The 19,310-nt window shown below is 65.6% G+C and carries 15 protein-coding genes and 1 pseudogene; 8 read left to right on the plus strand and 8 right to left on the minus strand.

All coding sequences use genetic code 11. From position 1 onward, the window contains the following. The first annotated feature begins 66 nt into the window (after positions 1-66). The 5 genes from AVKW3434_RS23505 (at position 67) to AVKW3434_RS23525 (ending at position 8,010) form a co-directional block, all read left to right on the plus strand. Positions 67-1,911, plus strand: a complete 1,845-nt coding sequence (locus AVKW3434_RS23505) for a methyl-accepting chemotaxis protein (protein ID WP_284407752.1) — start codon at positions 67-69, stop codon at positions 1,909-1,911. A 32-nt stretch (positions 1,912-1,943) separates the two neighbouring features. Further along, on the plus strand, positions 1,944-2,639 hold the full coding sequence (locus AVKW3434_RS23510; protein ID WP_284407753.1) for a GntR family transcriptional regulator: 696 nt from the start codon (positions 1,944-1,946) through the stop codon (positions 2,637-2,639). Between the two features lie 132 nt (positions 2,640-2,771). Next, entirely contained in the window at positions 2,772-3,425 is a 654-nt protein-coding gene (locus tag AVKW3434_RS23515; RefSeq protein WP_284407754.1) for a TetR/AcrR family transcriptional regulator, read from the plus strand. A 372-nt stretch (positions 3,426-3,797) separates the two neighbouring features. Further along, a complete protein-coding gene (locus tag AVKW3434_RS23520) occupies positions 3,798-5,561 on the plus strand; it encodes a methyl-accepting chemotaxis protein (RefSeq protein WP_284407755.1) in 1,764 nt (587 codons plus the stop codon). A gap of 148 nt (positions 5,562-5,709) precedes the next feature. Beyond that, positions 5,710-8,010, plus strand: coding sequence for an NADP-dependent malic enzyme (locus AVKW3434_RS23525; protein ID WP_284407756.1), 2,301 nt, complete (start codon positions 5,710-5,712; stop codon positions 8,008-8,010). A gap of 135 nt (positions 8,011-8,145) precedes the next feature. Here the strand turns inward: AVKW3434_RS23525 and AVKW3434_RS23530 are convergent, their stop codons facing one another. Beyond that, positions 8,146-11,307 (minus strand): hypothetical protein, encoded by a 3,162-nt coding sequence (locus AVKW3434_RS23530; protein WP_284407757.1) that lies wholly within the window; start codon positions 11,305-11,307, stop codon positions 8,146-8,148. Positions 11,308-11,444: 137 nt separating this feature from the next. Continuing rightward, positions 11,445-12,242, minus strand: coding sequence for a M91 family zinc metallopeptidase (locus AVKW3434_RS23535; RefSeq protein ID WP_284407758.1), 798 nt, complete (start codon positions 12,240-12,242; stop codon positions 11,445-11,447). Positions 12,243-12,526: 284 nt separating this feature from the next. Here AVKW3434_RS23535 and AVKW3434_RS23540 point away from each other — a divergent pair, with 284 nt between their 5' ends. The 3 genes from AVKW3434_RS23540 (at position 12,527) to AVKW3434_RS23550 (ending at position 15,309) form a co-directional block, all read left to right on the plus strand. Beyond that, positions 12,527-13,558, plus strand: coding sequence for an ABC transporter substrate-binding protein (locus AVKW3434_RS23540; protein ID WP_284407759.1), 1,032 nt, complete (start codon positions 12,527-12,529; stop codon positions 13,556-13,558). A 153-nt stretch (positions 13,559-13,711) separates the two neighbouring features. Next, positions 13,712-14,536 carry an ABC transporter ATP-binding protein gene (locus AVKW3434_RS23545; RefSeq protein WP_284407760.1) on the plus strand — a complete coding sequence of 275 codons (825 nt, stop codon included), beginning with the start codon at positions 13,712-13,714 and terminating at the stop codon, positions 14,534-14,536. Further along, positions 14,533-15,309 carry an ABC transporter permease gene (locus AVKW3434_RS23550; protein ID WP_284407761.1) on the plus strand — a complete coding sequence of 259 codons (777 nt, stop codon included), beginning with the start codon at positions 14,533-14,535 and terminating at the stop codon, positions 15,307-15,309. The genes AVKW3434_RS23545 and AVKW3434_RS23550 overlap by 4 nt, the downstream gene beginning before the upstream one ends. Positions 15,310-15,353: 44 nt before the next feature. On the opposite strand, the gene AVKW3434_RS23555 is transcribed toward AVKW3434_RS23550, so the two are convergent. From AVKW3434_RS23555 to AVKW3434_RS24310, 6 genes and pseudogenes are all read right to left on the minus strand, one after another. Then, on the minus strand, positions 15,354-15,986 hold the full coding sequence (locus AVKW3434_RS23555) for a hypothetical protein (RefSeq protein WP_284407762.1): 633 nt from the start codon (positions 15,984-15,986) through the stop codon (positions 15,354-15,356). Between the two features lie 133 nt (positions 15,987-16,119). Beyond that, positions 16,120-16,959 (minus strand): hypothetical protein, encoded by an 840-nt coding sequence (locus tag AVKW3434_RS23560; protein ID WP_284407763.1) that lies wholly within the window; start codon positions 16,957-16,959, stop codon positions 16,120-16,122. Between the two features lie 61 nt (positions 16,960-17,020). Continuing rightward, positions 17,021-17,383, minus strand: coding sequence for an immunity protein Imm33 domain-containing protein (locus AVKW3434_RS23565; RefSeq protein ID WP_284407764.1), 363 nt, complete (start codon positions 17,381-17,383; stop codon positions 17,021-17,023). A gap of 320 nt (positions 17,384-17,703) precedes the next feature. Next, complete coding sequence (locus tag AVKW3434_RS23570) at positions 17,704-18,165, minus strand: DUF4265 domain-containing protein (RefSeq protein ID WP_284407765.1); 462 nt, start codon at positions 18,163-18,165, stop codon at positions 17,704-17,706. After that, positions 18,140-18,490, minus strand: coding sequence for an HNH endonuclease (locus tag AVKW3434_RS24305; protein WP_502869170.1), 351 nt, complete (start codon positions 18,488-18,490; stop codon positions 18,140-18,142). The genes AVKW3434_RS23570 and AVKW3434_RS24305 overlap by 26 nt, the downstream gene beginning before the upstream one ends. Continuing rightward, a pseudogene (locus AVKW3434_RS24310) lies at positions 18,464-19,309 on the minus strand (RHS repeat-associated core domain-containing protein); the annotation flags it as partial. The gene AVKW3434_RS24305 and the pseudogene AVKW3434_RS24310, both read right to left, overlap by 27 nt. Position 19,310 lies beyond the last annotated feature (1 nt).

A 19,310-nucleotide genomic window follows, 5' to 3' on the forward strand; every position in this document is an offset into this window, starting at 1 on the left:
CAGGATGCTGTAAGCACTGGTAACGCAATTACGGTGTAATGCAGGACTTCTTTTTCCGAGGCCGCCATGATTCAGTCTCTGCGCTCCAAGATCCTCGTCATCAGCACCGCCACCGTCGTCTGTGCCCTGGCGGTGACCGGTGCCGCCACCTACTCCATCACCCGCACCAACACGTTCGAGACCATCGAGCAGGACCTGAACGCCATCACGGCGGGCAACACGATGGCCATCGACCAGTGGGTGTCCGCCAAGGCGGCCGCCGTGAACGCCACCGCGGCGGTCGTGGAACAAGGCGATCCACAGGGCTACGTGGCCCTGATGGGCAAGGCCAACGGCTTTCCCATCACGACTGTGGGCTGGGAGGACAAGACCTTCAAGTCCACCACGCAGACCCCCGCGGGCTATGACCCGACGGCCCGCCCCTGGTACAAGGCGGCAGTGCAGGCCGGCAAGCTGGCGGTCACCAAGCCCTACGGCGACTCCACCACCGGCGTGCCCTATGTGGCCTTCGTCGCGCCGCTGCTGCGCAACGGCGCGCTGCAGGGCGTGGTCAACGGTGCGGTGCCGCTGGAGGGCGTGCGCGAGGTGGTCGCCGCCATCCGCCCCACTCCGAGCAGCCTGGGCTTCGTGGTGAACAGCGACGGCCAGATCCTGGCCCACGCGGACGCCAAGCTCAGCCTCAAGCCGGTGACCGAGCTCTCGCCTCTGCTCACCCCCGCCGCCATGGCCTCGCTCGCAAGCGCGACGCGGCCGATGGAGGTGGAGCTCAACGGCAGCGCCAAGCTGCTCAAGGCCCGCCCGGTGCAGGGCACCGACTGGTCGCTGATCGTGGCCCTGGACAAGGCCGAGGCCACCACCGGCCTGCGCAGCGTGCTGCAGACGCTGGCCGTGGCCATCGTGCTGCTGGCCGTGCTGGCGGCTGCGGTGGGCGCGATGCTCACCGCCAAGTCGTTCCGCCGTCTGTCGGAGGTGCGCGACGCCATGGACGAGATCGGCTCGGGCGGCGGCGACCTGACGCACCGCCTGCCCGTCTCCGGCAGCGACGAGGTGGCGCAGATCGCCTCGTCGTTCAATGCCTTCGTGGACAAGATCAGCACCGTGCTGCAGGACGTGCGCCACGGCGTCGAATCGATGAAGACGGCCACCGACGAAATCAAGGCCGGCAACCACGACCTGTCCAACCGCACCGAGACCTCGGCCAGCAACCTGCAGGAAACCTCGGCCTCGCTGTCGCAGCTCACCGTCACCGTCAAGCAGTCCGCCGATGCGGCGGCGCAGGCCACGCGCCTGGCTACCTCTGCCAGCGCATCGGCCAGCAAGGGCGGCGAAGTGGTGGCCAGCGCGGTCAGCACCATGGACGAGATCTCCAAGGCCTCGTCCAAGATCGGCGAGATCATCGGCGTGATCGACTCCATCGCCTTCCAGACCAACATCCTCGCCCTGAACGCGGCCGTGGAAGCCGCCCGTGCCGGCGAGAACGGCCGGGGCTTCGCCGTGGTGGCGAGCGAGGTGCGCAGCCTGGCGCACCGCAGCGCCACGGCGGCCAAGGAGATCAAGACGCTCATCGATGCCTCGGGCGTGAGCGTGACGACCGGCACCCAGCGCGTGCGCGCGGCGGGCGAGACCATGGGCGAGATCGTGGACAGCATCCAGCGCGTCACGCAGATCATCGGCGAGATCAACAGCTCGATGACCGAGCAGAGCGCCGGCATCGGCCAGATCAACCAGGCCGTCGCCGAGATGGACCGCGCCACGCAGCAGAACGCCGCGCTGGTCGAGGAGTCCACCGCCGCCTCGGGCGTGCTCAACGAGCAGGCGCACAACCTCTCGCGCACCGTGACCGGCTTCACGCTGGACAAGCACGCCGCAGCAGGCCACGGCGGCGCGACGCCCCTCGCCCTGCCGCGCTGAAAAGCGACGGCCGGCACCGCCCCTTGCCCACCATGAACGGTGCCAGCAGCCAGACCCAGATCGCCCAGCAGGTGGTGGAATCCATCCTGGCGCAAAAGCTCGCCCCCGGCGAGCGGCTGGGCGAGCAGGCGCTGGCCACCCTGTTCGGCGTGAGCCGCACCCTGGTGCGTGAGGCGCTCATGCAACTGCAGGCGCGCGGCTTCGTCGAGGTCCGGCCACGCCGGGGCTGGTACGTGGTGGAGCCTTCGGTGGAAGACGCCCGCGACGCCTTCTCGGCGAGGCGCATCGTGGAGTCCGGCATCCTGGCCGAAGCCGGGCGGCCGCTGCAGGCGGTGGTGCGCCGGCTGCGCCAGCACATCGCGCAGGAGCAGCAGGCCATCGACGATGCGGATGCCGCCACCCGGGCTTTTCTGCTGGCCGACTTCCACGTGTGCCTGGCCGAAGCGCTGGGCCACCGCAGCCTGAGCGGCATCCTGCGTGACCTCACCGCGCGCACCACGCTGGCCGCCTCGCTCTACCAGTCGCGCCACGAGGCCAGCCAGTCGTGCGCCGAGCACGCCGCCATCGTCGAGGCCCTCGAGCGCGGCGACACGGCCCTGGCGCGCGAGCGCATGCTGGCGCACATCGGGCATGTGGAGCAGGCGCTCGATTCGCAGGCGCCCCGCTCGCACGACCGCCTGCGCGACTCGCTAGCGCCGCTGCCGGCGCGGGACGGCACGCGGGGCTGATTCGCACGCGCGAGCCCATCGGGCGGGCCACCGGTTCGCCATCCCATCTCCGTTTAGAGGCAGTTCCCCAGGCGGCATGGGCGGCGCGGGCGTAGCATTCGTGCCCCACAGCGACAGACACGACCCGCCACCATGCCCCCCACCGAAGGTCGCGCCCCGTCAGTCGGCCGCTCCCCCCTCGGACGCCCCAGCGTCCAGCGCGCGCAGGAACTGCGCCAGATCATTGTCGATGTCGCGTCCGCCCTCATGCTGGAGCACGGCTACGCGGGCACCAGCATGGAAGCCATCGCCGCTGCGGCAGGCGTGACGAAGCGCACCATCTACACCCGGTTCGAGTCGAAGGAAAACCTGCTGCGCGAGGTGCTGGCGACCGCCGCGCTGCCCGCATTGCAGCTCGATTTGCAGTTCGCGCCCGGCCTGGCCCTGCAGGACAAGCTGGTGCGGATCGGCCTGGAAATGAATGCGACGCTGCTGCACCCAGGCATGCAGAACTGGCTTCGGTTCGCCATCCACGGCATCGCGCTGCACCCGGAGCTGGCCCCGCTGGTCCATGGATTGATCGAGCAATACCTGGCGCTTCTGGCGCAGCATCTGGCGGCCCTGTTCGCCAGCGAAGCCATGGTGGTGGATGACTTGCCCACCCTGGCGAAGGTGTTTGCCAGCCTGATCTCGTCGCCGGCGCAGAACCTGGCGGCCTTTGCGATGCCTCCCGGATCGCCCGAGGAGCAGGCGCATCTCATGCACCGGTCCGTAGCGGTCTTCCTGGCCGGCTGCCGCGCCACCTGATCGCCTGCGGCCTTTCCACGTGCGCCTGTGCGGGACGCAGCAGGACTTCAACCGCCTCCGTTTGTTGCACCGTGCTGACAGGCATCGCCATTAATGACACCAATAAGTTTCATTTCTGATAGGATTTGAAACTATTGGTTACGCAGGCATTGGCACGGTCCCGCGATGTGTCCCTGCAAGGCTTTGCCATCGGCTCGAACAACGACAAAAGACAAAAGCGGCTCTCGACCTTGCTTGCACGAGGCGCGTCACGGCGCCTCGTGAATCAACGCCCCTCCACCCAGTGCTCACGAGGCCTGGGCCATTCCTGCGGCAATCCAATGCGTCGCCAGCGCCATCGCTGGTCTTTGACAATCCCAACGGACTCCGAAAATGGAATGGTTTAAACAAATGAAGGTCGGCACCAAGCTGATCGCAGGCTTCCTGGCCGTGGCAGCGATCGGCGCTTTGATCGGCACGGCCGGCATCCTGCGCTCCAGCGAAATCAATGACCTGGCCGATCTGATGTACGAGCGCGAGATCACGGGCCTGTCCCACGCCACGGAGGCGAACATCCAGTTGATCGGCGCGAGCCGGGCGATCCGCAGTGCGGTGCTGGCGACGACGGAAGACGAGCGGCGCATGCACACGGCCTCCGTTCAGGCACGACTGAAGACCACGCACGAAGAGCTGTCCAAGGCCAGCAACTTCTTCGTGACCGACGAGGGCAAGGCCCGGGTCCGCGAGACCCAGCAGGCGCTGCAAGCCTACGATGCAGGCCTTCAATCCGTGCTGGCGCTCCTTCAGACGGAGGAGCTGTCGAACACGCGGGCTTCCGTGATGAAGATCAACGAGGTCCGGCCGATCGCGGACAAGGCCGACGACCTGCTGGGGCAGCTCGTCGATCGCAAGCGAAGCAATGCCAAGGAGTTGAACGACAAGACGACCGAGATCTACACCCAGGTGCGCTTCATCCTCATCAGCCTCACGATCGGCGGCGTGATCCTGGGCATCCTGATCGGCGTCCTGCTCACGCGGGGGCTCACGCGCCAGCTGGGCGGCGAGCCGGCCGATGTGGCCCGGGTGGCCGGTGCCATCGCGCAGGGAAATCTGACCTTCCCCATCGACACCTCCCGCGCCGCCCCGGGCAGCGTGGTGGCGGCCATGCAGACCATGCAAACCTCGCTGCGCGAGGTGGTCGGCACGGTGCGCGCCAGCAGCGGCAACATCGCCGTGGGTGCGACCCAGATCGCCACCGGCAACGCCGACCTGTCGCAACGCACCGAAGAGCAGGCGAGCAACCTAGAGGAGACCGCCGCCTCCATGGAGGAGCTGACCAGCACGGTGATGAGCAGCGCGGACACCGCCAAGCAGGCCGCGCAGCTGGCCCAGTCCGCCAGCCAGGCCGCGCAAAAGGGCGGCGAGGTGGTCGGGCAGGTCGTGTCGATGATGGGAGAGATCAACCACTCGTCCCAGCGGATCGCCGACATCATCGGCGTCATCGACGGCATCGCGTTCCAGACCAATATCCTGGCCCTCAATGCCGCCGTCGAGGCGGCCCGGGCCGGTGAGCAGGGCCGCGGTTTCGCGGTGGTGGCCAGCGAGGTCCGCAGCCTCGCCCAAAAGAGCGCCGAAGCCGCCAAGGAGATCAAGACGCTCATCAACGACAGCGTGGACAAGGTGGCCAACGGAAGCCAGCTCGTCAATGCCGCGGGCACCTCCATGGAGGACATCGTCGGGCAGGTCCAGCGCGTGAGCCACCTGATCCAGGAGATCACGTCGGCGACGCAGGAGCAGACCTCGGGCATCAGCCAGATCAACGAAGCCGTGATGCAGCTCGACCAGGTGACGCAGCAGAACGCGGCCCTGGTGGAGGAATCCGCGGCGGCGGCCGACAGCCTCGACCAGCAGGTCAAGCAGCTGGTGGCCGCCGTGGGCGTCTTCAAGCTCGACGAAGCCGCGCCCCTGCCTTCGGCACCGCCGGCTGCGGCCAAGGCGCATGCCCCGCTCCTGCGCCCGCGCGAGGTGCCTGTGCATCGCAGCCAGCCGGCCCGCGCCCTCCCCCACGCCAGGGCGGCGACACGGCCCGCGCCGGCACGGGCCGTGCCGCGCGCACTTCCCACGAAAGGCAGCCAGGAAGAGTGGGAAAGCTTCTGAAGCCGTGCGATGTCGACACCATGGCGGCGCCATCGCGCGGGCCTTTGCGAACGCGTTGCACGCCATGCGCAATCCGCATTGGCAGGGAGGATTTCCGCGTCCCGCTTGGAGTAAGCTCCCTGCGCATTTCTCCCTAGGATCTCCATCCATGACACAACACACACTGTCCGCAGCCGAGCAGGCCCTGCGCGAAGCCGCGCTCGAATACCACCGCAACCCCAGCCGCGGCAAGATTTCGGTCACGCCGACCAAGCCGCTGTCCAACCAGCGCGACCTGTCGCTGGCCTACTCGCCGGGCGTGGCCTACCCCTGCCTGGACATCCAGGCCGACCCGTCCCTGGCGTTCGACTACACGGCGCGCGGCAACCTGGTGGGTGTGATCACCAACGGCACGGCCGTGCTGGGCTTGGGCGACATCGGTCCGCTGGCCGGCAAGCCGGTGATGGAAGGCAAGGGCTGCCTGTTCAAGAAGTTCGCGGGCGTGGACGTGTTCGACATCGAGCTGGCCGAGCGCGATCCCGACAAGCTGGTGGAGATCATCGCGTCGCTGGAGCCCACGCTCGGCGGCATCAACCTGGAAGACATCAAGGCGCCCGAGTGCTTCTACATCGAGCGCGAACTCTCCAAGCGCCTGAACATCCCGGTGTTCCACGATGACCAGCACGGCACGGCCATCATCTCCAGCGCCGCGCTGCTGAACGGCCTGGAACTGGTGGGCAAGGAGATCGGCGCGGTGAAGGTGGCCGTGTCGGGCGCGGGCGCCGCCGCCATCGCCTGCCTGGACGTGATGGTGGGACTGGGCGTGAAGCGCGAGCACATCTTCGTGGTGGACTCCAAGGGCGTGATCCACGACGGCCGCGCCAACCTCGACGAATCCAAGGCCCGCTACGCGCAAAAGACCGAGGCCCGCACGCTGGCCGACGTGGTCAACGGCGCCGACGTGTTCCTGGGCTGCTCGGCCCCCGGCGTGCTGACGGCCGAGATGGTCAAGACCATGGCCGACAAGCCGATCATCCTGGCCCTGGCCAACCCCGAGCCGGAGATCCGCCCCGAACTGGCCAAGGCCGTGCGCCCCGACTGCATCATCGCCACGGGCCGTTCGGACTATCCGAACCAGGTCAACAACGTGCTGTGCTTTCCGTACATCTTCCGCGGCGCGCTCGACTGCGGCGCGACCAAGATCACGCAGGAGATGAAGCTGGCCTGCGTGCGCGAGATCGCCGACCTCGCCAAGGCCGAGATGAGCGACGAAGTGGCCGCAGCCTATGCGGGCCAGGAGCTGTCGTTCGGCCCCGACTACCTCATCCCCACGCCCTTCGACGTGCGCCTGATCCTGCGCATCGCCCCGGCCGTGGCCAAGGCGGCCGAGGCCTCGGGCGTGGCCACGCGGCCCATCCAGGACTACGCGGCCTACCGCGAAAGCCTCACCCGCTTCGTCTACCAGACCAGCATGTTCATGCGCCCGGTCTTCACCGCCGCCAAGGCCGCGCCCCAGCGCGTGGCCTATGCCGAGGGCGAGGACGACCGCGTGCTGCGCGCGGCGCAGGTGGCCGTCGACGAAGGCCTGGCGCGCCCGATCCTGATCGGCCGCCCCGCCGTCATCGCCACGCGCATCGCCAAGGCCGGCCTGCGGCTGCAGCCGGGCAAGGACGTGGAGATCTGCAACCCCGAGGACGATCCGCGCTTTCGCCAGTACTGGGAGGCCTACCACCAGCTCATGGGCCGCGACGGCATCACGCCCGAGGCCGCCAAGGCCGCGGTGCGCCGCTCCAACACGCTGATCGGCGCGCTCATGGTGCGCCTGGGCGACGCCGACGCGCTGCTGTGCGGGCTGGTGGGCCGCTTCGACCACCACCTGGAGCATGTGCGCCAGGTGATCGGCCTGAAGGAAGGCACGCCGGACTTCGCCACGGTGAACGCGCTCACGCTGGACCAGCACACGCTGTTCATCGCCGACACGTACATCAACGAGGCGCCCGATGCCGAGCAACTGGCCGCGATCGCGCTGATGGCGGCCGAGGAAGTGCAGCGCTTCGGCCTGCCGCCGAAGGTGGCGTTCCTTTCGCACTCCAACTACGGCTCGTCCACGCGCCCCTCGGCCCGCAAGATGCGCGCGGCACGCGACCTGTTCGTGAAGGCGGCGCCCCACATCGAGTGCGACGGCGAACTGCACGGCGACTCGGCCCTGTCGGAAAAAATCCGCCACACCGCGCTGCTGGAAGGCACGCTGTCGGGCTCGGCCAACGTGCTGATCTGCCCCAACCTGGACGCGGCGAACATTTTGTTCAACGTGCTCAAGACCACCGGCAGCCACGGCACCACCATCGGCCCGATCCTGCTGGGCGCCGCAGCATCGGCCCATGTGCTGACGCCTTCGTCCACCGTGCGCCGCGTGGTCAACATGACCGCGCTGGCCGCGGCGAACGCGGCAGCGGCCAAGAGCCGCTAAAAAAAGTCCACCTCGCCAGGCCGGCCCCCGGGGGCCGGCCTGGCGAGGTGGCAGCCGATGCCTGCACAAGGCATGGCGCAAACCACGGCCCGCCCGGGCCGTTGCCGCCCCGGCCGAACCGCGTGCCCCGCGCTCTCAGGCCCGGCGTGGCCTTTGGGCCGGCACGTCCAGGCGGTTGTCGATGTGCGAGGCCTCGGCCGCCTCCACGCTCGCCAACTGCACCACCACTTCCACGCCTTGCGTCTTCTGCACCATGTTGCGCTCGTAGGAGCGCAGCGAATAGGGCTGCTTGGCCGCCGGGTCCTTCCACTGCGCTTCGACCGTTTCGGCCAGCGCGGAGATGGCCTGCGGCAAGCCGCTCGGGTGCTTCGCGCACAGCTGCATGGACGAACGGTAGGCATCGTCCCGCGCGCGGGCCTCGGGCGTCACGATGTGGCGTGCCGCGAAGCTGTGGGTGGGCGCCGCATCGCCGCTCATATCGTTCAACAGGCCATCGAGGCGCGCAGGGTCGGCACCAGCGTCCACCCACGCGTCCCTCTGCGGCTTCATCGACTCCATGAAGGCATCGACTTTCTGGTATTCCGTTTCGACGAACGACAGCGGATGCAGGCGGCCGTCCTCGTACACGGCCTCCCGCCGGTGGGACACGCCCGAGAGAATGTGTTCCGCGCCCACGCCGAACTGCACCGCGGCGAGCGACACGTCGACCTTGCCAGAAAACGAGGTATCCGACGCGACGGTGGCGGACGGGCCAGCCGACACCTTGGCACCAACCCCGGCGCGCAGGTTGTTTCCCTGGATCGATCGTTCCACGCGCATGCGCCCGGTGGCGTCGGCGTAGTGCTTGGTGACATCGCGCTGGGCCTCGACGAAGCCGCCGACACCGGCACTGACCTTGGCATGCCACTTCCCGATCGATCCCATCAGGTCCGCACCCAGCCCATGCCGGCGGCGGCCATCGCCGGCCAGGCCGACACGGTTGACCGTGAGGTCAGGAAACTCCTGCAGCAGCCGCTGCAGGAGATCAGTGGGGTCATCCGCCCGCGCCCCGCCTTCGCTGCCGTCGAGCAGCGCGTCCACCAGCGCCGAGAACTCGGCCCGCAGTTCGGGCACCGGCCGGCCGATGCGCGGCAAGCGCAGGGAGATGCCCTGCATCTCGGCGTCCTCCCTTCCGTACAGCACCGTATCGACGTTCACCCCCGCCTTCGCCACGCCGATGTCCGGACCGACGAACGCGCCGACCCCCACCTGTTTGGCCACCTGGCGCTGCGATCCCAGCACCAGCTCCATGTCGTAGGGCGGCATGGCGATTTCGAACACCGCCTGGCGGCCGCGCTGCGCCCGGCCATCGATCCGTCCCCGCAGGAAAAAGGCGCTCGCCACCGCGCTGATCGATGACGTGATCTGCCGCAGCCCCACGCCGACCAGCCCGCCGCTGCTCAGCCGCAGCCGCGACGAGCCCTCGATGTTGGCGACGATGTCCTTCAATGCCGAACGCACGGTTTCGCGGGTGATCACCGGCACGCGGGTGTCGCGGCCTTGCACCTCTTCCTCGGCCTGCGCCAGGGCCTTGGAGACGGCCTGCACCCAATGCACGTTTTCTCGCTCCAGCGCCTGGACATTGCTGGTCGCCTCGCGGGCCTCGGAAAACCATTGGCCCATCGCCTCGGCATCCAGGCGCAGGTCAGCCAGCGCCAGCAACTGCGGCGATTGCGCCAACTGGCGCGCCAGGCCCGGCCTGGGGTCCCGCGACAGCAGGAGCGCCAGGCGGTCCGCGATGTCGGCACAGGCCGCCTCGTCGAAGCCCGCCCGTTCGAACGACTGCGGTACCGGCGTCTCCAGGCAATGCCGCAGCACCGCCGCGCGCAGCAACGCCTCGGGCACCCGGCCGGGGCCCGGCGAGCGCAGGTGCGGTGCGGCGTCGATCAGTTGGTCCTGCAAAGCGGCGGCGGCCTCGCGCAGCGCCGTCTCGCGCGCCAGCCGGTGGCGCGCGACGGCCGGGCCTCGCTCCACCTTCTGCGTTCCGTGGCGCAGGGCCCGGAAAGGCGACTTGCCGAAGATCGGGTTGCGCAGCAGGCGCGCGCGCTCCGGCGTGGCGCGCTCGATCCAGCGGCCGGTTTTCATGAGGCGGCCGTTGATGGCCGAAAAATCCGTGCCCGGCCCGGTCTCGAACAGGTCGTTGCGCACGGCGGTCAGCGCCCACCGGTGGGGCAGGGCCGCGGCCACATCGCCCACCATCCGCGCCGCGGCGCAAGCGACGGCCTTGCCCGTCAGCGTGTCCAGGGCCGGCGCGCTGGCCAGGATGGCGGCAGGGTCGCCCCGCTCGGCGCGCCCGGGCGGCATTGCCGTTGCGGCCTTGAGCAGCAGCGCGAAGTCCCGGCTGTGCGCCGCATCCACAGGGCGTGCCACGACGGCCTGGAGTACGTCCAGGCCCATGGGCGTGTCGGCCAGGGCGGCTGCCACCTGCCACACCGCCCGCCGTGCCGCCAGGGTGGCATCGCTCGGCAGGCCCGCATCGGAGCGCCGCGGCGAGCCCGGCAGCGACCGGTCAGGGCCGCCATCCAGCGAGGCCGAGGGCGTGTGATAGACCGAACCCCCTTCCATCGACGAGGCCGATGGCGAGCGCGAGACTGCGGGCGAGACCGGGGGCGACAAGGGAGCCGGCTCGTCGTCGCCCCCATGCAAGGAGCCTGCGGGCGTGTAGAAGACCGAGGCCGCGTCGTCGTCCGGCGCACCGGCCCGCTGCTGCCAGGCCGCGGCGATTTCCTGCTGCGGATCAAACTCCTGCAGGAGTTCCAGCGCGCCCAGTGCCAGTGGTGCGTCGCCGCCCGTCGCGGCGGCCAGGGCTTCGGCCAGGATCACGGTGGGCGCGCCAGGAAGCCCCGGAATCGGTGCCATGCGCGAAAAATCCATCTCGGTCAGCGCGAGTGCGAGATCTGCCGCCACGCCGAAACGCTGCCCACCCGGTCCGAACAGCGCCTTCGTCAACGCGGAGCCGTCGGGCTCGGCCTGTGCCATGGCATCGAGCAGCACATGGGTGGCTTGGGGCTGGGCGGCAGCGGCCTGCGCGGCCGCCGGGGCGTTGGCGTGGCCAGCGGCCTCATTCCTGTCCGGCAAGGCGCCACGCGGCGGCAGGGTCGATGCTGCGGCGCTGGAGCGGCGAGGCGCCGGGCCGTCCAGCGGCGGCCGCACCGCGGCACTGGGGATCGATGGGGTCCGCTGTGTCTGGCCCACGGGCGTATCAACGCTGAAGCGGGCCAGACCGAAGCGGTTCGAGAGTTTGGAGAGCAAAGACATGCGAGCCATCGTCTTGCCTCGCCTGCCGGCTTTTTTTGGAAGTCCCGAAGCCCCCGCCCGGGAAACGAATCCCCTCCCTGGTGAAAAACCGCATTTCGATATACGGAAAACGTTGGCAATCCACGCCCGGCCGCCTTTCAGACGGACTTGTCCTGCGTTTTCCCAGGCATCGCTGCCGATACCGCCACGTCGCCGTGGCCATCCGTGGTGAAGCCGTGGTAGCTGGGGCGCTGCGTGAGCCCTTGTTCGGCTCGAATCGTGTTTTCCGTGGGCTCGGCGCCGGCATAGGCGCCAACGCCGACCGTGCGCAGCTCTGCGGGCAGCAGTGAACGGGGGATCGGCGATTTCGCGACAGGATGCAGGTAAAGGGTTTCGTCGGCCGTGCGCGCGGGATGGATGCCGTGCAGGCTGTCTCGGGCATGAATCAACTCATGCGCCAGCGTGGCGACGTAATCCGCAGGACTGGGTTCGCCTTCGCCGGACTCGGGCGTGGGATACCGCCATGCGACCTCGGGGTCTGTATAGACCCACGCTTCATCGGCACCGGGCGTTTCACAGCCGGGCAAAGGCGCTGCCGCCACGACCGGCATGAACGCACTGGGCGCGCGCCGCTCGCTCAGGTAGGCGTCGATGTCCGAAAGGTTGTTCAAGCCGATACGTTCCTGCGTGGCGTCGTCGCGCCGGAACGAGCGCACATGCACTTTGCCATTCTGGGCAGGGGTCAGGACCACCCGCTTGCGCGGAGCCATCGCGGTGATGGCCTCGATCTGCCGCAGCAGCGCACGGCCCGAATCCCGCGAGGCCAGTTGCTGCAGCGCGGATTCGTTGCGCCGCACGAACTCGGCGCCCTGCAGCGCGGGGCCGCTTCCATCTTGGGTCGCCCTCGTCGAGGTGCGGATGAATATGCCAGGAAAGGCACTCGGCTGGATGGGCATGGCTCCCCTCGCTCGAAAAAGGGAAAATTGAAACGCCACGGGGTGATACCGGTCACCACGGATGCGAACGCGCCGCCGGAATGCCGAACCCGGCTCTGCCCGCCTTCCTCCCGCCCTGCGACCGTGCCGGCAGGGGCTCCGACCGCCAGGCACCACGGTGGAGACCCTCCCGCAGCATGCACCGCATTGGTTCATGCCCGCACCGCCCCGCCGGGGGCAGAGCCTGGAACCGGGCATCGATCTTGCTGATCGGGATGCCATCGACCGACACGACCGGAGACCCCATGCACAAACGTTCCCTCCTGAAAGCCGTGGTGGCCCTGGCCGCCGCCAGCGCGTTCACCCTGGCCCAGGCCCAGACCCCCACGCCCATCAAGTTCCAGCTCGACTGGCGCTTCGAAGGGCCGGCCGCGTTCTTCCTGCTGCCCACGGCCAAGGGCTACTTCAAGGAGGCCGGGCTGAACGTGACGGTGGACGCGGGCAACGGCTCCGGCGGCGCCGTGCAGCGCGTGGCCTCGGGCACCTACGACATGGGCTTCGCCGACCTGGCCGCGGTGATGGAATTCCACGCCAACAACCCCGACGCGCAGAACAAGCCCGTGGCCGTGATGATGGTCTACAACAACACGCCGGCCTCGGTCATGGCGCTCAAGAAGAGCGGCATCTCCAAGCCCGCCGACCTGGCCGGCAAGAAGCTGGGCGCCCCGGTGTTCGACGCCGGCCGCCGCGCCTTCCCCATCTTCGCCAAGGCCAACGGCATCGGCAACGTGCAATGGACCGCCATGGACCCGCCGCTGCGCGAGACCATGCTGGTGCGCGGCGACGTGGACGCCATCACCGGCTTCACCTTCACCTCGCTGCTGAACCTGGAGGCGCGCGGCGCCAAGGCCAGCGACGTGGTGGTGCTGCCGTATGCCGACTTCGGCGTGAAGCTGTACGGCAACGTGATCATCGCCAGTCCCAAGCTGGTCAAGGAGAACCCCGAGGCGATCCGCGCCTTCCTCAAGGCCTTCACCAAAGGCGCGAAGGAGGTCATGGCCAACCCGGGCGCCGCCATCGCCTCCGTGAAGGAGCGCGACGGCATCGTGAACGTGGCCCTGGAAACCCGCCGCCTGCAATTGGCCATCGACACCGTGGTCAACAGCGCCGACGCGCGGGCCGAAGGCTTCGGCCAGGCGAAGCCGCAGCGCCTGGCGCTGATGGCCTCGCAGGTGTCCGACGCCTTCAGCACCAAGTCCCGCGTGAACGCCGAGACGGTGTGGAACGGCAGCTTCCTGCCGCCGGCGGCCGAGCTGAACATCCTGCCCAGGAAGTGACGGCACCGGGGGCCGGCCCATGGGGGTCAGCCCCCCCCCGGCCCTCCCGAGCCCGCCACGCGCCACTCGGCAATTGCTACAAATTCAATAGCAATATGCCCTAGTAATGATTGTGCTGGCGGCCCTTTTCACTCCGAACCCTTCTTTCATCCCATGCAGGCCGACGACACCTATTTCGTGGATTTTCGCGATGTCTGGCTCGCCTACAACGAAGAGTTGCTGCGCGCCAACCACTTTGCGGTCGAAGCCATCGACCTGCAGGTGCGCCGCGGCGAGTTCATCGCCATCGTGGGGCCCTCGGGCTGCGGCAAGTCCACCTTCATGAAGCTGGCCACCGGGCTGCGCATGCCGTCGATGGGCAAGATCCGCATCGACGGCCAGCCCGTGACCGGCCCGCTCAAGATCTCGGGCATGGCCTTCCAGGCCCCGTCGCTGCTGCCTTGGCGCACCACCGTCGCCAACGTGCTGCTGCCGCTGGAGATCGTCGAGCCGCACCGCAGCCAGTTCAAGGCCCGCCGCAAGGAATACGAGGCCCGCGCGCGCGCCCTGCTGCAGAAGGTGGGCCTGGCCGGCTACGAAGACAAGTTCCCCTGGCAGCTGTCGGGCGGCATGCAGCAGCGCGCCAGCATCTGCCGCGCCCTCATCCACGAGCCCAAGATGCTGCTGCTGGACGAGCCCTTCGGCGCGCTCGACGCCTTCACGCGCGAGGAGCTGTGGTGCATCCTGCGCGACCTGCAGGCCGAGCAGCAGTTCAACGTCATCCTCGTCACGCACGACCTGCGCGAGAGCGTCTTCCTCGCCGACACCGTGTACGTGATGAGCAAGAGCCCCGGCCGCTTCGTGGTCAAGCGCGACATCGAACTGCCGCGCCCGCGCGAGCTGGAACTGACCTACACCAAGGAATTCACCGACATCGTGCTGGAGCTGCGCGGCCACATCGGCGCCCTGCGCAAGACCGGCGGGGAGATCACGCAATGAACGCGCTGCACAAGAAACGGGTGGAGCGCTGGTCGCCCTGGGTTTTGCTGTTTTCGGTGCTCGTGCTGTGGCAGGTGATCTGCTCGGGCCTGGGCGTGTCGGAGTTCATCTTCCCCAGCCCCTGGGCGATCTGGACGCAGTTCGTGGAGTTCAAGTGGATCATCGCGGGCCACGCCTGGCGCACCTTCTGGGTCACCATGGCCGGCTTCGGCATCGCCATCGTGGTCGGGGTGCTGCTGGGCTTCGTCATCGGCTCGTCGCGGCTGGCGTATGCCGCCGTCTATCCGCTGATGACCGCCTTCAACGCCCTGCCCAAGGCCGCCTTCGTGCCCATCCTCGTCGTGTGGTTCGGCATCGGCGTGGGGCCGGCCATCCTCACGGCTTTTCTCATCAGCTTCTTTCCGATCATGGTCAACATCGCCACGGGCCTGGCCACGCTGGAGCCCGAGCTGGAAGACGTGCTGCGCGTGCTGGGCGCCAAGCGCTGGGACGTGCTCACCAAGGTCGGACTGCCACGCTCCCTGCCGTACTTCTACGGCTCGCTCAAGGTGGCGATCACCCTCGCCTTCGTGGGCACCACCGTGTCGGAGATGACCGCCGCCAACGAGGGCATCGGCTACCTGCTGATCTCCGCCGGCTCGTCCATGCAGATGGGCCTGGCCTTCGCCGGCCTGATGGTGGTGGGCGCCATGGCGATGGTGATGTACGAACTGTTCAGCGTGCTGGAAAAGCACACCACCGGCTGGGCGCACCGGGGGTCGCAAGGGGAGTGAGGCGGCAGGGTCGGCTGCCACGAGGGCGGGCGGCCACCACTGGCTCAGGGGAAGGACCGCCGCGCCGGAAACTCGCTGTCCGACTCCCACAGGCCGGGCTGTGAACGGTCTTGCACACGCCAGCCCTGGGGCCCGGGAGCATAGCGGCGAAAGTGGGTGGTGAAACGCCCATCCAGCGGCTCGCTGTGCACCGCCAGGAACTGGTCCGCACCGCGAACCCTCACCTTCTTCCAGGCCGCTTTCCCGGTCTGGGCCAGGACGATGGGCTCCATGCGGCCGTCCGCAGCGCGGGCCTGCACGGGTGCCAGCCGGTTGCCAACGACCTGGAACGGCCGGGTCAGCGGCCCGCTGTAGGAGCCCCCGGGCGCCGTCAAGTCCACCGTCACCAGAACGGTTGGGGGATGCACGCCAAGCAAGGGCGCGGGGTCCAGCCTGGCCAGTGGCGCTTCGAGCGTGTGGCTGTCCAGCCATTCACCGCGGCAGCCATGCAGTTCCAAAATGGCAGGTGCGCTGGTGGCTGGAGACTCGCCGCTGGCCCACAAACGCTCCAGCTCGCCGGGCGTCACCCCGTCATCCAGCACCAGCCGGACGCTCTGGCAACCCACAGCGACGGATTCTCCCGCGTGCACCAGCGAATGGGCAGCGAAAGACGCGGCCACCAGCATCAGGCACTTCATGGCATCCGACCACCACCTCGTTCCGAATTTGAGTTGAGAGGCCATCGCTTTCAAGCATGCAATCCAATCGCATCGCGAATCATCAAAACCGAGCGACTCAACGAACCACTCGGTGCACAAGGGGTTCACCCGTTTAATCCGGAATATCCATGCACAACCGGATGCCCGCCAAAGAGTCGGGCATATTTTGCAGGGGGATCTGCAGCTCCGTAGAAAGCATCGCCCATTGCGCTGGGCCTTGGAATGGATAGAAACCGGAAGCACCGCCCCTCACCATCACGCCATTGCGGCCCTCCACCTTGGTCATCGCTGCCAAACCGAGCCCTGCGATTCCAAAAAAATTGGAGGCTTTCTTATTCTTCGAAGCACTTCCGAAAGACGTCAGACAGACATTTTTTGAAAGATCGCCTCGGGGCAATTTATCTCCACCAATGAAAATATTCGACCGCAGCTCTTTTGCCACATATTCCCACTCATGGTCCCACGGTAAGCGGTAGCCGCTTTTGCTCAAGAATTTTTCAGCCTCGCTGGTTGACAAATAGATGGGGTAAGGCCCCTCTTCTGTCGAAAAATCAGGCCGTTCCAAATCGCCAGACAAATCGATATTTTCTTCCGCCACCCATTCAAAAAGCGGAAACCTGCTCATCAGAAATGGGCGTACGGCTTTCTCCTCTGGCGAGGCACGATCCTCCACCAAGGGTTTCAGCATGTGCCATTCATCGGGAGAGCACAAGGCCTGAATGGCTTTTCTATGCGCATCGCTCATGCCGTAATCAAACACCCCACCAAAGATCAGGCTCAAGGGGGTTTCGTATTCCTCGTCATAGAAGCACGGAATGTCCACTTTCGATTGCGTTCGATGATCAATGGCATGGAAAGACCCGGCCCGCTGAAAACGATCAGGGAGTTTTTCCAGGATTTCTTCACAAATAGATTCCTGTCGCTTCAGATCTTGCGCCACCCATGCCGTCAAGGACTCTATTTCTGGAAATTGGTGTCCAGCCGCCATTCAAACCCCTTCCAACATGCCGACCTTACGGCTCCTGGCCAGCGCGTACAAATGCAGACGGGTCATACCAGACATCCTCGTAGCCCTCATCGTCCACAATGAATTTATACCCAGGGGGTAAGGCAAGATATTTACCCAATTCTGGCAGCCGCTCCAAGACATGAGAACCATGCACGGACTGGAAAAAGTCATCATCATCAGAATATTCGCCTCCCCAGAAATACCATCCTGATGCATCAATCGTCGGCTGAATTCGAACGCCATAGATCGGTTGCTGGTTCAACGAAGAAAGATGGGCCCCGACATGCAAGGCCGGATTGAATGCCAACGGGCTCCCATTGTACTTTTCACACATTGCAGCTTGTTCATTATCGACAGCACTTTCCATTGCAGCACTCACTCAATAAATAATTCAATTCACCGCCGGCGACCATAGATAAACATTACTTTTCTCAGGTTCGTACAGGTAATCGCTGACCTGACTGCCCCGCATCACCCCGGCCAGCAGGTGCCCGTCATACACGAACCGGGTCTTGCCGAAGGTGTCCGTCTTGTCGATGCGCGCCCCAGCGCGTCTTAGCGGTAGCGCGTGGTCTGCACCGTGGCTGCAGACTCGGCCTGCACCTGGCCGGCAGCAGGCACCGATTGCAACGCGGGACGCTCCCGGTAGCGCGTGACGGTGGCCCTACGACTTCATATTCCGCTCTGTTATGGGTGCTGCAAGCACCCATCCTCAATATCGAGAATTTCTTGTTTATTCAGCAATTCCAGATAACTTTTAACTTTATTTATAGACACCTCAGGAGGAACATCGATAGAGACCAACTTTTTAATATTGAAAGCCTCTGTTGAGCAGCCCATTTTTAACAACTGATCCCGAACTTCTTTAACAGAACTCTCTTCGTTAAAAAAGATTCTCAACGTACTATGCCCGCACTTTTCCACGACCTCCAAAAAATGATTCTCCCCAGATTTTCTTCTTTTTATTCTAACTATGTCTCCGCTACTGACATCAGTGACAAAAAATGGAATATTATCTATTTTCCACAAGTTCTCACTCAATTTTTTAGCCCACACACCTTCGTAATCGAATGGTGGATACCCATCTTCATCAGGCACAAGCGAAAATATAATTTTGACCCGATCATTCACCGCAATTTCCTTTTCCATTTTTCTTTGGTTTCTTATTCATCTTTTTATTTTTCCTCTTATAGTTTGGCTTTTTCTTATGCCAGTCGTCACGATTGCACTTTCTGCACAGCACCTGACCATTCACTTCAGTAGCTGGACCACCAGAAGACTCTGCTTCAATATGATCAATCTGCCATTCATCAGAAGGAGGAGTAACCCCCTTCATACTTTTGGCGGGCTTTTGCACTTGACATTTACATTTTTCGCATTTTTTAACGCCAAAGAATTCCTCATTTTCTTGAAGAATAGCTTTTTTTGTCTTCGGGGTAAATTTAACCAGTCCGAATGGATCTATCCATTCCAAAGGATTAGGAGCAAAAGTAAATAAATTGATGCCCCCCTCAAGGCCAATCGGGTCCTGATGCACAAACCGCCCCGTCACCGGATCGTAATACCGGAAGCGGTTGTAATGCAGCCCCGTTTCTCCATCGAAGTATTGCCCCTGGAATCGGAGCGGCTGCTCCACCAGATTGAGACTTTGGACCTCTCCGCTGGTCGCCAATGCCAGCGGTCTTTCATTGGCCGCGAACACCGCCGCTTCCCCATCGGTGCCCGTCCCCGTGCGAAGCATCTCAAGCGCCTGCGTCTGCCCCCAAACCTTGTAGCTGGCCGCCCACACGATCCGCCCCGCCTCGTCCGTCAGTTCCTGCGGCGCCCCGATCTGGTCGCACTGGTAGTAGTAGATGGCGAAGTCTTTGTCTTCGATTTTCTCATTTGCTACATCTTTTGTAGCAATATGCCCTAGTACTTCTTGCACTGGAGCCTGTTTCGCCTCCGACTCCAGCTTGACCAGCGGCACGAAGCTGTCCGGCTCGTACAGGTATTCGCTGACTTTGCTGCCCCGTATTTCTCCCGCGAGCAGGTCGCCGTCATACACGAACCGGGTCCTGCCGAAGGCGTCCGTCTTGTCGATGCGCCGCCCCAGCGCGTCGTAGCGGTAGCGCGTGGTCTGCACGGTGACTGCAGGCTCGGCCTGCACCTAGCCGGCAGCAGGCACCGATTGCAGCGCGGGACGCTCCCGGTAGCGCGTGACGGTGGCCTCCACGATCTGGTGCTCCGCGCTGTACCGGTAATCCTGCACCGTGTATCAGACCACCAGCGGCTGCACCACGTTGCCGTGCAGG

It is taken from the genome of Acidovorax sp. SUPP3434, assembly GCF_030159015.1.
In the GTDB taxonomy this organism is placed as follows: domain Bacteria; phylum Pseudomonadota; class Gammaproteobacteria; order Burkholderiales; family Burkholderiaceae_C; genus Paracidovorax.